Annotated in this window: 14 protein-coding genes; 3 read left to right on the top strand and 11 right to left on the bottom strand. The window is 46.8% G+C overall.

Annotated elements, in window-relative coordinates; all coding sequences use genetic code 11:
- Positions 1-53: 53 nt before the first annotated feature.
- The 6 genes from MKY98_RS11495 to MKY98_RS11470 all read right to left on the bottom strand — a co-directional run bounded on the left by MKY98_RS11495 (position 54) and on the right by MKY98_RS11470 (position 5,836).
- A complete protein-coding gene (locus MKY98_RS11495) occupies positions 54-902 on the bottom strand; it encodes a metal ABC transporter permease (RefSeq protein ID WP_029519163.1) in 849 nt (282 codons plus the stop codon).
- Positions 848-1,555, bottom strand: a complete 708-nt coding sequence (locus MKY98_RS11490) for a metal ABC transporter ATP-binding protein (protein ID WP_039273487.1) — start codon at positions 1,553-1,555, stop codon at positions 848-850. Before MKY98_RS11490 ends, MKY98_RS11495 begins: the two co-directional genes overlap by 55 nt.
- 217 nt (positions 1,556-1,772) lie before the next feature.
- Positions 1,773-2,795 carry an ABC transporter substrate-binding protein gene (locus MKY98_RS11485; RefSeq protein WP_069010191.1) on the bottom strand — a complete coding sequence of 341 codons (1,023 nt, stop codon included), beginning with the start codon at positions 2,793-2,795 and terminating at the stop codon, positions 1,773-1,775.
- 64 nt (positions 2,796-2,859) lie between these two features.
- Positions 2,860-3,648 carry an ABC transporter ATP-binding protein gene (locus MKY98_RS11480; RefSeq protein ID WP_029519160.1) on the bottom strand — a complete coding sequence of 263 codons (789 nt, stop codon included), beginning with the start codon at positions 3,646-3,648 and terminating at the stop codon, positions 2,860-2,862.
- Positions 3,645-4,769: a FecCD family ABC transporter permease gene (locus MKY98_RS11475; RefSeq protein WP_069010192.1), complete on the bottom strand. Its 1,125-nt coding sequence runs from the start codon at positions 4,767-4,769 to the stop codon at positions 3,645-3,647. The genes MKY98_RS11480 and MKY98_RS11475 overlap by 4 nt, the downstream gene beginning before the upstream one ends.
- Positions 4,766-5,836 carry a CobW family GTP-binding protein gene (locus MKY98_RS11470; protein WP_029519158.1) on the bottom strand — a complete coding sequence of 357 codons (1,071 nt, stop codon included), beginning with the start codon at positions 5,834-5,836 and terminating at the stop codon, positions 4,766-4,768. The genes MKY98_RS11475 and MKY98_RS11470 overlap by 4 nt, the downstream gene beginning before the upstream one ends.
- Before the next feature lie 235 nt (positions 5,837-6,071).
- Here MKY98_RS11470 and MKY98_RS11465 point away from each other — a divergent pair, with 235 nt between their 5' ends.
- Genes MKY98_RS11465 through MKY98_RS11455 form a run of 3 tightly spaced genes read left to right on the top strand, consistent with a single transcriptional unit; the run spans position 6,072 to position 9,187 of the window.
- The gene (locus MKY98_RS11465; protein WP_029519157.1) at positions 6,072-7,073 is read left to right on the top strand and encodes a permease; all 1,002 of its coding nucleotides are present in this window, start codon (positions 6,072-6,074) and stop codon (positions 7,071-7,073) included.
- An 8-nt stretch (positions 7,074-7,081) separates the two neighbouring features.
- Positions 7,082-8,059 (top strand): TIGR03943 family putative permease subunit, encoded by a 978-nt coding sequence (locus tag MKY98_RS11460; RefSeq protein ID WP_029519156.1) that lies wholly within the window; start codon positions 7,082-7,084, stop codon positions 8,057-8,059.
- Between the two features lie 18 nt (positions 8,060-8,077).
- Positions 8,078-9,187 (top strand): CobW family GTP-binding protein, encoded by a 1,110-nt coding sequence (locus MKY98_RS11455; protein WP_049817075.1) that lies wholly within the window; start codon positions 8,078-8,080, stop codon positions 9,185-9,187.
- A 111-nt stretch (positions 9,188-9,298) separates the two neighbouring features.
- On the opposite strand, the gene MKY98_RS11450 is transcribed toward MKY98_RS11455, so the two are convergent.
- From MKY98_RS11450 to MKY98_RS11430, 5 genes are all read right to left on the bottom strand, one after another.
- The gene (locus MKY98_RS11450; protein WP_013310118.1) at positions 9,299-9,544 is read right to left on the bottom strand and encodes a type B 50S ribosomal protein L31; all 246 of its coding nucleotides are present in this window, start codon (positions 9,542-9,544) and stop codon (positions 9,299-9,301) included.
- A 510-nt stretch (positions 9,545-10,054) separates the two neighbouring features.
- Positions 10,055-10,204 carry a 50S ribosomal protein L33 gene (gene rpmG / locus MKY98_RS11445; RefSeq protein WP_013310116.1) on the bottom strand — a complete coding sequence of 50 codons (150 nt, stop codon included), beginning with the start codon at positions 10,202-10,204 and terminating at the stop codon, positions 10,055-10,057.
- 68 nt (positions 10,205-10,272) lie between these two features.
- Positions 10,273-10,842, bottom strand: a complete 570-nt coding sequence (locus MKY98_RS11440) for a hypothetical protein (protein WP_069010193.1) — start codon at positions 10,840-10,842, stop codon at positions 10,273-10,275.
- Positions 10,843-10,922: 80 nt separating this feature from the next.
- Complete coding sequence (locus tag MKY98_RS11435) at positions 10,923-12,305, bottom strand: MFS transporter (protein WP_069010194.1); 1,383 nt, start codon at positions 12,303-12,305, stop codon at positions 10,923-10,925.
- Positions 12,306-12,398: 93 nt separating this feature from the next.
- Positions 12,399-12,866 carry a MarR family winged helix-turn-helix transcriptional regulator gene (locus MKY98_RS11430; RefSeq protein WP_029519152.1) on the bottom strand — a complete coding sequence of 156 codons (468 nt, stop codon included), beginning with the start codon at positions 12,864-12,866 and terminating at the stop codon, positions 12,399-12,401.
- Positions 12,867-13,000: the final 134 nt, after the last annotated feature.

The raw sequence follows: 13,000 nt of genomic DNA, 5'->3' as shown, positions 1-13,000 counted from the left end.
TTCATTACTCCTTTATCCATTAGATTTTTTAGTTATTCTCACTGTAATTACACTCACTGACCTGCCGCATTCTGCCGTCGCGAAGCCTGTTGCTTGCCCAGCTTGCGGACCAGCTTTTGTATACCAGCTCCTACAATCAGGAATAATAACAGCACCATGGCAATTGTCCCCCCTGGGGGTGTACTAAGTTCATACGATGCCGTTAAACCCATAAATACGCCGATCAATGCAGTGACCATAGATATCCAGATGGCTGCCGCGAAGCTCGGTGCAATTCGAATCGCCAGCGCTGCAGGGAGCACGATGAGTGAGGAGACAAGCAGCACACCGACAATCGGCATTGCAGCAGCTACAATCATCCCTGTTAAAATACTAAATGCAAATGAGATGGACTTGACAGGAAGACCGTTGGTCTTCGCCGTTTCTTCATCAAAAGTAATCTGATACAAAGGGCGCCGAAACACGAAAAAGAAAATACCTCCGATGACAGCCACAACGATCATCAACATCAGCTCTGTCTGATTGACAGCTACTACCGAACCAAATAAATAAGCGGAAAATCCTTTGTTGATGCTCTGATTCAGATTCATTAAAATAACGGCCGTCGAGAGGCCACCTACCATAATAATAGCCACAGATATCTCACTATATGTTTTATAAGACCTGCGGACGTACTCAACGATAATCGCTCCGATTACGGCAACAATAAATCCGGTTATCGTCGGGTTAATACCTAAATAGGCACCTGCTGCCACCCCTGCCAGCGATACATGCGATAGCATGTCCGCCATGAGAGCCTGACGCCGTAGCATCAGGTATACTCCAAGCACCGAGGCCAGCAGTGCAATTACCCCACCGGCACAAAATGCCCGCTGCATGAAGTCGTAGTGCAGCATTTCCATCCGCCATCTTCCTTCCTCTCAAGCTCAATAATTCGATCCAGATAATGTTGCACTTCCGATAGTCCATGGGTCACCATGACCACGGTTCTTCCATATTCCTTAACCTGTTGATTCATCAGATCGTAGAAGTGGTAGCGGCTTTCCTGATCCATTCCGGTCGTAGGCTCATCCAAAATGAGCAAATCCGATTCCTGAGCGAGCGCTCTTGCCACACAAATACGCTGCTTCTGTCCACCGGACAATTCGCCGATTTTACGGTGACGCAAATCCCACATGCCTACCTGACGCAGCGCCTGCTCCGTCAGATCATGATCCTCAGACCGCATACGGCGTAACCAAGAGCCATGAGTATATCTTCCTGAACGGACAAATTCCAAAATCGTACTTGGAAATCCGCCATTGAAGGCGGCAATTTGTTGGGATACAAATCCAACAACGAGCTTTTTGCCTTCACCTGTACGATTAGACATGAACACCTTGCCCTTCCAAGGCTGAAGCAAGCCGAGCAACAGTTTGAGCATGGTTGACTTGGAAGCACCATTCGGTCCGGTAATGGCTACAAATTCTCCCGAAAAAATTTCAACATTGGCATCCACCAAGTTAGGAACATCTCCGTAGCCAAATGTGACCTGTTCCAATGAGGCCAATAACATGACGCAAATCTCCTTTTCCTTTAAAAAGCCTGGAGCCATCTGAGCAATCATCCTTTGCGCAGATTCTCCAGGTCGTTTATGATCATTAAACCATCTATCGTAATTATTACGATTTGGTAATAAAAAAATAGGCGTTTGATAAACGTAACCTTTACGCATTAGCAAGTTTAACAGTTTAGGCAAGGTTCGTCAATGTTTTGGCAACTCTTTTGTTTGTTTACTTCACTTTGTCCGGGTACAAGCCTGCAGCCAAGGTTTTCAACGCGATCGGAGCGCGCACGCCTTCAGCCGCTGCGGATAATGGCAGGACTATAAACCGTTTGTTTTTGATCGCTTCCACACCAGCCAGCGCAGGCTTGTTCAGAAGCAGTTTCTCTTTATCCGCCAGTGAAGTATCTCCATAGTCGAGAATGACAATGACGTCAGGATTACGGTTCACAACCTCTTCCCAGCTTACCTCAGTAAAACTTTTGTCGATATCATCAAAAATATTTTTCGCCTTCACACTTTCAATCAAAGACGTTAGATAATTGTTGGCAGCCGTAAAGGGCTTGTCTTCTCCGCTGTCATAAACAAACACCTTGGGTGCCTGTTCAACAACACCAATTTGAGTCTGAATGGACTGCACTTGTTCACGCATTTCATTTACCAGCTTTTCTGCACGCTCCTCAACCCTAAAAATACGCCCAATATTTAGTATATCCTGATATACATCTTCTAATGTGGGGCCCGGCTTATTTGAGGACTCCTGTACATAGGTCAGCACCCCTTGTTTGGCTAGCTCCTCACGGGAACCCAGATTTTTATCATTAAAAGCACTCTTCCAGCCCGCATAGGCAAAATCCGGTGCAGCGGCCATAAACACCTCTTTGGACGGATATTGTTCGGCCAGTACCGGGATTTTGTCATATTGAGCCTTATATTTTGGCAAAATCTGATCATCCAAATACGCAGTTCCTACCATAGAGGATTCCAGTCCAAGAGCCAGCATAACCTCAGTCGCGTGCTGGTTCAGTGTAACCGCGCGTTTAGGCGCCTCGGGAAATGCCATTTTAACGCCCATGTTTTCAAGCTCTACCGACGTCTCCTTGGTTGCTGATTGGGATGCGGCAGGTTGCTGCCCGTTTGCGGATGGATCGCTTGTTTGGGCCGTGTTTCCTGCTGCACAGGCTGATAACAACAGCATCATCGCCAAAGCGAGCATAACCAGCGGTAACGCGGGCCTGCTATATTTTTTCATATGTACCGTCTCCTCTTTTATTTGTAGTTATTCTTACCTCATCGTATCGCCTTTTCTGTTAACATCATGGATGGCCTCCTCTCCTGAGAGAATCCGGTAAAAAGGTAATATTCGGCTTTCCGGTTTTTGGATGAATGCAGATTTCTGTCTCGACCCCGAATACACTCCACAGCAGGTCTGGCTGAAGCACATCCTCTGTTATGCCGGAGGCTACCACTTTGCCTTCTTTTAATACATACATTCGATCACAATAAAATGCCGCTAAATTCAAATCATGCAGTGCAGCTAGCGTAGTTATCCGAAGTGTTTTGACCAAATCCAGAATTTGCAGCTGATACCGGATGTCCAGATGATTCGTCGGCTCATCCAAAACAAGAAATTTCGCCTGCCCGGCCAAAGCTCTGGCGATCAATACCCGTTGCTTTTCGCCGCCAGACAAGGTGGCAAAGCCCTGATCTGCCTGAGCATTCATGCCTACCCGCTCCAGCGCCTGCTCGACCAGTTCATGATCGACGACAGTATCTGCTTCCAACAGTTTCTTATGCGGATGGCGACCCATCAGGACGATGTCCCGTACTGAGAAATCAAACGTTTGCGGCGCATCCTGACTCACCACTGCCATTTGTCGGGCTGTCTCTTTATACTTCATCCGTAGCATATCCTGGCCATCCAACGTAACTACACCACTGTCAGGCTTTAGCACACGATACATATTTTTGAGCAACGTCGACTTCCCGCTGCCATTCGGACCGATCAATCCGACTAGCTCCCCTGCTTTTACCTGGAGACAGATGCCGTCGATCAGCCGTTTGTCGTGAATACTGAAGGTCACGCATTCGACTTCTATATTCATTTTTCGCCTCCAAACGAGTAGGAACTACGACGCAGCAGCCACACAAAAAAAGGTCCTCCGCACACAGCCGTCACAATACCAATCGGTAGCTCCTGTGGAGCCAGCACAAGCCGGGCACATACATCAGCCCACACGACAAAAATAGCTCCCGCCAACAGGCTGACGGGCAGTACACGCCGATGATCTGATCCCACTACCAGCCTAACGATGTGCGGAATCATTAGTCCGACAAAGCCAATCGAGCCACTAACGGATACGACTGCCCCGGTTAAAAGAGACGCCACCACAACCAGTAATACGCGGAACGCCTGTACGTTCACACCAAGCGTTACTGCGGTCTCTTCACCCGTTAGCAAAGCATTCAGCGACCGGTATCGGGTCAGAAGCACAACCGTTCCAACGACTACAATAAGGCTTGGAATGAAAAGCGTGTCCCATTGAGCACCTGCTAGACTTCCCATTATCCAATACATCGCGTCACGAATGCCTTTTTCATTCGGGGCCGTCGTCACGATAAAGCTAGTCACAGCCGACAGCATCATAGACACCGCCACCCCTGCCAGCAATAAGCGGGTCGTCGATATGCTCCCAGCTACACGGGCTAACGCGAACACCATAAGCATTGCAGCTAACGATCCTATAAAAGCAGATAAAGGCAGCGCAAGTCGTCCTAAAAACCCGAAAGCTCCGAACACAATTACCAATGTGGCTGTCACCGAAGCCCCAGACGAGACACCTAAAATATAGGGATCCGCTAACGAATTACGAATTAATGCCTGTATAGTCGCCCCTGTAACAGCTAGTCCTGCTCCTACGATGACACCTAACAACACGCGTGGAAAGCGGATTTCCCAAACGATATATTGCTCAGGCTTGGTCCATGTCACGGGTATCCACTGGTCCAGCCAGGGAAGATGGGACAGTGCAATTCGCCATATCGTCCCCGGTGCGACAGCTACAGGGCCCAGCATGACCGCGAGTGTGACCGAAAGCAACAGCCCAGCAGTCAGCAGCAGAATTGTTGTAAATCCCCAAGTAGGCTTGCCCGCTAGGTGTGCACGAGAATGATGTTGTGATGGATTAGGTCTTGATGGATTAAGGTGACTCGTTCTCGAAGTCATGAATTACTCAATGGCTTTTCGGCCGCTTCCAGCTTTCTCAATTGTTCCTCGATCTCGGAAGCAGAGAAATTCTCACCCATGACAACCGCTACATCGTTCACTGGCTTTTGCGGGCGGATCGGAATGATTTCCAGCTCCCGATAGGCAAATTGAAACATCATCTGACCCTCTGATTCCAGAAACCGCACAATTCCTTTGGCCCGATAAATTTCAGCTGGCAAACTGCGGAACAACTGTTCAAACTCGTAGCGTGGCACAGGTTGTCCAAAAAAATGCGTGTGAACAACTACATGGTCGTAGGAATGATAATGCTCCCCATGTTCGTGTTCGTGGTCATGGTCATGAGACTGATGATCTGTATGGTCATCATGGTCATACGTGTGCAGATGATTTTCCAAATGAGGATGTTCACTCTCAATATCAACTGCGGATTCCTTATGTCGCGAAACATCCATACGCTCCTCTCCTTGAGTGGAGAAAAAAATTCCAGCGTCCACGTCACTTCGTTGCGTGCTCACAGTCAAAACATATGGATTTAACTCTTTTACGAGGGCCTGTACTTTCTGTAACTCGCCCGCAGCCAATAAATCGGTCTTGTTAATAATCAGTTTGGAAGCGCATCGAAGCTGATCCTGCATCAAACGAAGCGATTTGCTTCTCTCGTTCCCCGAGGCAAAATCCAAAAATTGACGCGCGTCTATGACCGTGATAACGGATTGTAATATCATAGTAGAATAAATTGAGGCGTCTGTCACTGCATCTACAATCTCCATCGGGTTAGCCACTCCGGTACATTCTACAATAATCACGTCCGGCTTATATTCCTCAGCAAGATTCATGAGCTCGACGCCCAAGTCCCCGCGAATGGTACAGCATATACAGCCACTGAGCATTTCCTTCATGGGTGCTTGTCCATTCACCAAACTACCGTCCAGATTAACATCACCCAACTCATTCATCAAAATGGCTGGCTTGAGACCCTTTTCCTTGTAGTAAGCCAGCGCATGCTGAAGAAGAGTGGTTTTACCGCTACCCAAAAAACCGGATAAAACAACAATCGGTATCATATAACCCCTCCTTGTCTTTGCAACATTTAATATGGATCGTACCTTAAAAATTTCCTTCTTGCAATCATTTATCGGATTTTAATCGTAATAATTACTATTAATGAGTATAAATATATATGAGCATGCTCAGATTTGTCAATATAGGGAGGTGATTCACACACAATCCGGCGGGCATGATTGTCCCCTTACAGGCATAGGCTGTAGATAAGAACCCTTATTCCCAAGGAGACGTGGAATGAAAAACAGTACGCTGTTGAAGATGCTGCCTTTTATGATTCCGTTTGCCTTTCTCATCCCTGTGCTTGTCACGCTATCTCCCCAGTGGCTTCGTTTGTTAGATGTGGGGCAGCTGCAGCCATTAAAAACGGTATTTATGGGTATTTTTCTGGAAGCTGTTCCGTTTCTCCTTATCGGTGTGCTCGTCTCATCCCTTTTGCAGTGGCTTGTACCGGAGACATGGATTCGCAAAATAGCGCCTGCACATCCTGTACCGGGTGTCCTGCTGGCCTCCTTACTAGGTATACTGTTTCCCATCTGTGAATGCGGCATGATCCCTGTCGTTCGCCAATTAATGCTCAAGGGAATGCCTGCCTATATGGGTATCACTTTTATTTTAAGCGGGCCCATTATCAATCCCGTGGTACTGGCTGCGACGATGATGGCTTTCCCTTCCCATCCCGAGGTCACTGCCGTTCGAACGGGTTTGGCTTTTACCGTTTCCGCGATCATCGGACTGATCGTGTATGCCTTTGTGCGAGTACATCCGCTCAAACGGTCGTTACTCTCTTTTAACCAGCAAAAGCAGAACAATCAGACTCATCGGCATAATCGCACATGGCGGGGATTTTTTGTACATGCTGGGGACGAGTTTTTGGACATGAGTAAATATCTCATTATCGGCGCATTATTGACAGCCTGCATCCAAACCTTCATCCCACGTAATGAGATGCTTTCGTTAAGTGAAGGAACGGTCGGATCGTACGCCTTTATGATGGGTTTTGCCTACATACTGTCGCTGTGTTCCACCTCTGATGCCTTTGTAGCCACTGCTTTTTCACATACCTTTACACTGGGTCCACTGGCGGCCTTTCTTGTACTTGGTCCGATGCTAGATTTCAAAGGCACGCTCATGCTACTAAGCACCTTCCGCACCAAATTTGTCGCCATCCTGGCCTTGCTCATTGTTTCACTTGTTCTAGTGGGTTCTATAGCTGCTGAATGGTTATTGGGGAGGTGAATACAAACGTGAATTCAACCTTTAGCATCCGCTGGCAATATGGCATTCGCTCCTTGCTCATGATCGGATTGGCTGTATACATCATCTCATTAAGCCGCACGAATGCACTTCATTACTACCTAGCTCCCCATATGCAAAAGCTACTCCTACTCTGTCCTGTACCCCTCTTGTTCATCGCATTGGCGATGGCATGGCACGGAATCGTTGGGGGGCGGGACGGTGAGGATGTATGTGATTGTGAGCACCCGTTGCCGCAAAGCTGGTTCAAAAAAACACTCGTATATGGAATGCTGCTCATTCCGCTCCTATTCGGTTCTTTGCTGCCCAATCAGGCACTTGGTAGTGATATGGCCGCCAAAAAAGGCATGTCCTTCACGTATCCCAACCCGGACATCCGACGGAAAACAGATACACAGACCACGAAAGCATCCACCTCCTCCCTTTTATCAACTGCATCTTCTGTCCCCACTTCGCCCCCTCCAGAGGGGAAATGGAGTCAGGAAACGCTGGATAAGCTGTTCGTTCCGCCTGATAAGTACAATGTGGAATTCGCCGAACTGGCGAAACGCCTGTATCAGCAACCTATCATACAGATCAAGCCAGAGATTTTTTCCGAAACTATTGGAGCCATTGAATTATATAAACAAGCTTTTGAAGGAAAAAAAGTACAGGTGACTGGCTTTGTGTATAAAGACGACAATCTGCCGGGTAAAGGGCTTTTTGCAGTAGGAAGATTCCTCGTCATGTGCTGTACTGCCGATGCCATGCCCTTCGGGATCATCGTCCAATCCCAGAAAGCCCCGTCCTTTGACAAGGATACCTGGGTGACCATTGAAGGAACACTGCATACCGCACAAAAGGGAAACGCTCCCGTACTTGAAATTCGATCCGAAAAAATAACCGCTGTCGAGCAGCCAGAATCCCCTTATGTCTATACCCAAGCAGACTCGGTAGCTACCTTTGATCGCTTGAACACAACACACTAACCCCGCCAAGGAGGAAAAATGATGAACAAAGTTCCTGTTATTTTAATCAGTGGTTTTCTTGGAAGCGGCAAAACAACACTGCTTTTGCGCCTGTTAGCCCATACCCGCCAAATTCCCCTTCGTGCTGTTGTTTTAATGAACGAAATGGGTGAATATAATGTAGACAGCGCTATAATTTCAGAGGAAATGCCTGACGTAACAGTAGAAGGATTGCTAGAAGGCTGCATTTGTTGCAGCAAAAGAAATGAACTGGCAGGGGCTTTGCATACCCTGCTCAGCCAGGAGCCAGATCTGATCTTCATGGAGACCACCGGGGTAGCCAACCCCGAACAAGTACTGGAGGAGCTTCGCTCCCCTCTACTGGCAGATCAGCTTTATCTGGTTCACAGCATCAGTGTTGTGGATGCTGAGCTGTTCCATGAATACAATAGCCGTTTTACGGCTGATAAAGAACTGGTTCGCACCCTGCACGGACAACTGCGCACCGCAGACTTCATTGTGGTGAACAAGACGGATGCAGCAAGCAGCCGTGAAGTGACGAAGGTCGTCAAAAGCATCCGCAAGCTCAACGATACGGCCAAGCTGCAAACTACTGAATATAGCCGGGTTGACCTTGAACCACTGCTAGAGCCTGTTCTGGCCTCCACATCCGTTGCCGCGAAACCTGTACAGACACCTCAACCAGCACCTGCACAGGTCCAGCCCACTGATGCAGATGCACTGTCTGTCCCCATTCCCGTCAAAAGTTCCGGACGACCCAGTATTACCTCTATAAGTACGCCGTTCAAAGTTATTTCTGCACACAGTCATAGCCACAGCCACGATCCCAACCAGACCCACTCGTTTTCCCATTTGGAGAGCTTAACGCTGCATCAATATTCTCCTCAGCCACTCGAAAAACAACGATTGGAGCGCTTTCTGACAGGGCTAGGCTCCTCTCTGCTTCGAGCGAAAGGTTATTGCGTGCTTCCTCAGGAAGGGACAATGCTTTTGCAATTTTCAGGAAATCACTTGGAGTGGCAGCCTACTGCACTTCCCGTGAGTCAGGGATATGTCACGCTCATTGGGGAGCAGCTCGACAAAGCATCCATTACCGACCAATGGGAACAGTGCTTCATTTCGCTATAAATAACAGGTCTAAATTAAGACAAAAAAACCTCCTGCAGATGCAGGAGGTTTTTTAAAAAGCGATGTTCACGGATTATAAGCATAATCCATGAACACAACGCTCGACTGTTCTTACTTAAGGTTATATTTTTTGTTAAAGCGATCCACACGGCCACCGATATCCACGTTTCTTTGTTTACCAGTGAAGAACGGGTGGGAAGCGGAGCTAGTATCTACACGGATAACTGGGTATGTGTTACCATCTTCCCATTCCATCGTTTCTTGCGAATATTTAGTGGAAGCACTCAGGAAAGTAAATCCACAGCTAGGGTCCAAAAAGATAACTTTGTTCAATGTTGGATGAATATCTTTTTTCATTAGTTTCACCTAATCTTTCATGTAGTTTTAGTTTCAACTTCAAACGTACTGGCGCAATACTCCATCAGTTGGCAAAAGGAACGGTTATGTCCCAGAAAAAAAGACGACAGACCTTAACGGTTGGCGCTCAAGCTCGTAAACGACAAGCAAACGATGCCGCATATATCGCATCGCCCATTGCACGAACGCTCCGGATCTTTCGTCAGCCTTCATCGTTATATAAGCATATAGTGAATGGTCCTCCGGCTCGTCCCAAATGCTGACACCAGCACAGGAGAAGTCGGTAGCCACGTGCTTTCGATTCAAAAGGCAAAGCGTGCCATGTAGCTCAGCATCTATCATACAGCCGTGAAAAAAAGCCGTTCTCTTAGATGCAAGCTTTAACTTTAGACGCTCTGTCCACTGGACTAATTCAAGTTTTCGCCGGTTCCATAACGCAGGCTTTTGCAAACTTAACAGGCTTCGCTCAGGAAGCAGGATAATTCAGGTTGCTATACAGCAGGCCTCAAATTATCTAGTTTCACGATGGATCGTGTACTTTTTCAGACGCGGAGAGTATTTTTTCATTTCAAGACGGTCCGGATGATTTCTTTTGTTCTTAGTTGTTGTATAGTTGCGGTCACCGGATTCGGTGCATGCCAAGGTAACAATTACGCGCATTTCTCTTCCTCCTTAATTGGAATACATGGTATACAATTACAATAGTAATTTTTACGATTAGTTTTATTCTATAATTCATGCTCCGCTTTGTCAACCTTAGAGTCACGGTTTATCGCTTCTTCTACCGTGTTCCAGCGATTACGGTACTGTGCAAGCTTCGGATGAAGTTGTAGTGGTTCGCTCGAAAGCACCAATCTGACATTTCTAATCCATTCTCCAAACGATGCATAGGAAGCGCACAAATTTGCCATTTCAGGACTCATGTACAAAAAAAGTGGGGTCGTATACTTTTCCGCCAAAAAACGAATAGCTGCTTCAATCGGCGTATACTTTTTACGCTTACCTTCCCAGCTCTCAATGACAACAGCACTCAAAGCCTGCTCCCGCTGCCACTCTCCCAGCTCGTCCACCCGCTTGTAATACGAACGTACCGGCTGCTTCCACATTCTTCTGACGGTTTCTTCATGCAGCGGATACAGCACCAGCTTTGTAAAAGATAATGCAGCCCCCGTTTCGGCAAAAAGCTCCAGCTCTCTGGCTGTAATCTGCTCGAACGTATCATAGTAGACCATGGTCCCTTTATGCATCTCGATCGGAGGCTCATAACCATAGGGTACATATTGAAGGTTTCTTGTCATGCCGGACACTCCGTCCTTCCATAGATGAACTTTTCCTTCTATATTATACCCTTGTTTTGGCATGAGGTTACATCAAATGTTTATCCTTGTTCAACAGCAGGCGTATTACCGCGTGGACCCCTTCGGAATTGCAACGCATAAAGTCCCATCGTCACAAGCGCAATCAGTGCAAGCACCGTAAAAATATTGCTAAAGTTGAACACCTGCACATTAGATACGACAGGATTCAGATGAAAGGACGACGAACTATCTAGCGTTTTGCCCAAGATACTTGTCGTAATCGCTCCGGCAATGAAATTCAGCAGAGATAGCAGCCCCATTCCAACACCAATCTGGTCTTTCGACAAGGTACGAGAAATCGTGTTGGACATGGCAATTTGCATGAAGGTCTGACCTACGTTTCCGAAAATAAGCAAAAACAAAATCAGATACGGAGACGCACCCACAAACGTAGACAAGCTGATAAAACAAATAAACAAAAGCGATACAGCTGTATAGACGAGAAACGAATTTCCTTTGCTATCCGCCAAACGCCCCCCTCTTTTACCCAATAGAGCCGAAGCAATAGCAGCCGGAAACATAACCAGTCCAATTATTGCGGGCGTAAGCTGATTGAGACTGTTCAGAAACTGCGGTGCCAAGTACGGCAATCCAAAGCTAATCCCCGTCCCTAAAAAAGCGATAAGGAGCCCGTATGAATATTGTTTGTTACGGAACAGCTTCGGCTGGATGAATGGGTCATGTGCAGTGTTAATGCGCCATATAAACAGTGCAAACAGCACCATACCGACCAGAAAAAACATCATATTGGTTTGCGAAATCGAAAGTAATAAGAAGGCTACTGTTCCACCCAGCAATAATCCACCAAGAAAATCGAACTTCTGATCCTCTCCACGCTGATCGTCCAAATATTTACGAAAGAACGGCAATGCGATCAGTGGCAGCATGGAAATGACGAACAAAAAACGCCAGCTTGCAAAGCCTGTGATCAAACCGGAAATAATCGGAGCCAGTGCAGTACCTAACGCCAAGCCGATTGCTGTGACGCCCAAAGCACGTCCTCTTTTTTCAGCCGAGAAATAACGGACTGGGACGATCATAGCAGTGGCCGGAATAACAGCAGCCCCTGCAGCCTGAAGCAAACGAGCTACAATGAGCATCCAAAATTGATTGGCCAACAGTCCAATAAGCGAACCCAGTGCAAAAAAGATAATCCCAAACGTCAGCAAATCCTTAAGACGATATTTATCTGCCAATTTGCCGTAGGTCACCGAGCCAACCGCATACACGATCATATAGCCAGTCAGCAACCAACTTACATCGGAAGCACTAATATGAAACTCCTCTCGAATCACAGGCATAACGACATTAAACATAAAAGCGTTCATCACTGAAAAAACAAGTGTGAAAGCTAGCACACGCATAAGCTTATCCGCATTCGGATAAGTTTGTTCATTTATCATTTGGTTGTCTCCCTCTCCTGTAAACCTCTTATCTAAGATCGTAATTCACTGCTTTTGAATACCCCTATCCGGGTAAAATCTCTATATATTCGCTCATGCACGGGCGTCCGCAGGGTGGTAGTCGCGGAGAATTTTTTTAAGCAGGCCGCGCAGCGTCTCCGATTCTCCGACAGATAACGTTTCCCCTACCGAGCTTTTAATTGCCTCAATAGTACGTTCAGCTACCTTGTGAATCTTCAAGCCTTCCTCAGTCAAATAGATTTGCTTCATGCGTGCATCTTCCGGGTGACTTTTGCGTACTGCCCAGTTTTTCTTAACGATCCCGTTAACCAGGCTAGTAACGCTTGATTTATCAATAAGCAATAGCTTTTCCAAATCCGTATTGGTGACTCCAGGCGACATCGCCAGTATATAGAGCGTCTGCGATTGTGGGGAGGTGAGCCCCAAAGGGCGCAGTGCTATTTCAATTTCGCGCCGGACGGTAGTGAAAATCCATTTAATTAAATACATCGTGCTCTCTTCCTCCCAAGGAAGACAAACGGGATACACCTCGCTTCCCATCTCACTACGAACCTCCATATCTATCTAATTTTAATAGTTTGAATTCCAACTAATTTTAATCAGCTGTCTACTTAGTGTCAATACTTTCGTAACATGATGCTTTATTAGATAGGGTTAATTTTGAATTACAAATT

The organism is Paenibacillus sp. FSL M8-0228 (assembly GCF_038007385.1).
GTDB lineage: Bacteria > Bacillota > Bacilli > Paenibacillales > Paenibacillaceae > Paenibacillus > Paenibacillus polymyxa_D.
The sequence above is the reverse complement of the archived record's forward strand: the minus strand, read 5'-3'. Positions and strand labels throughout refer to the sequence as shown.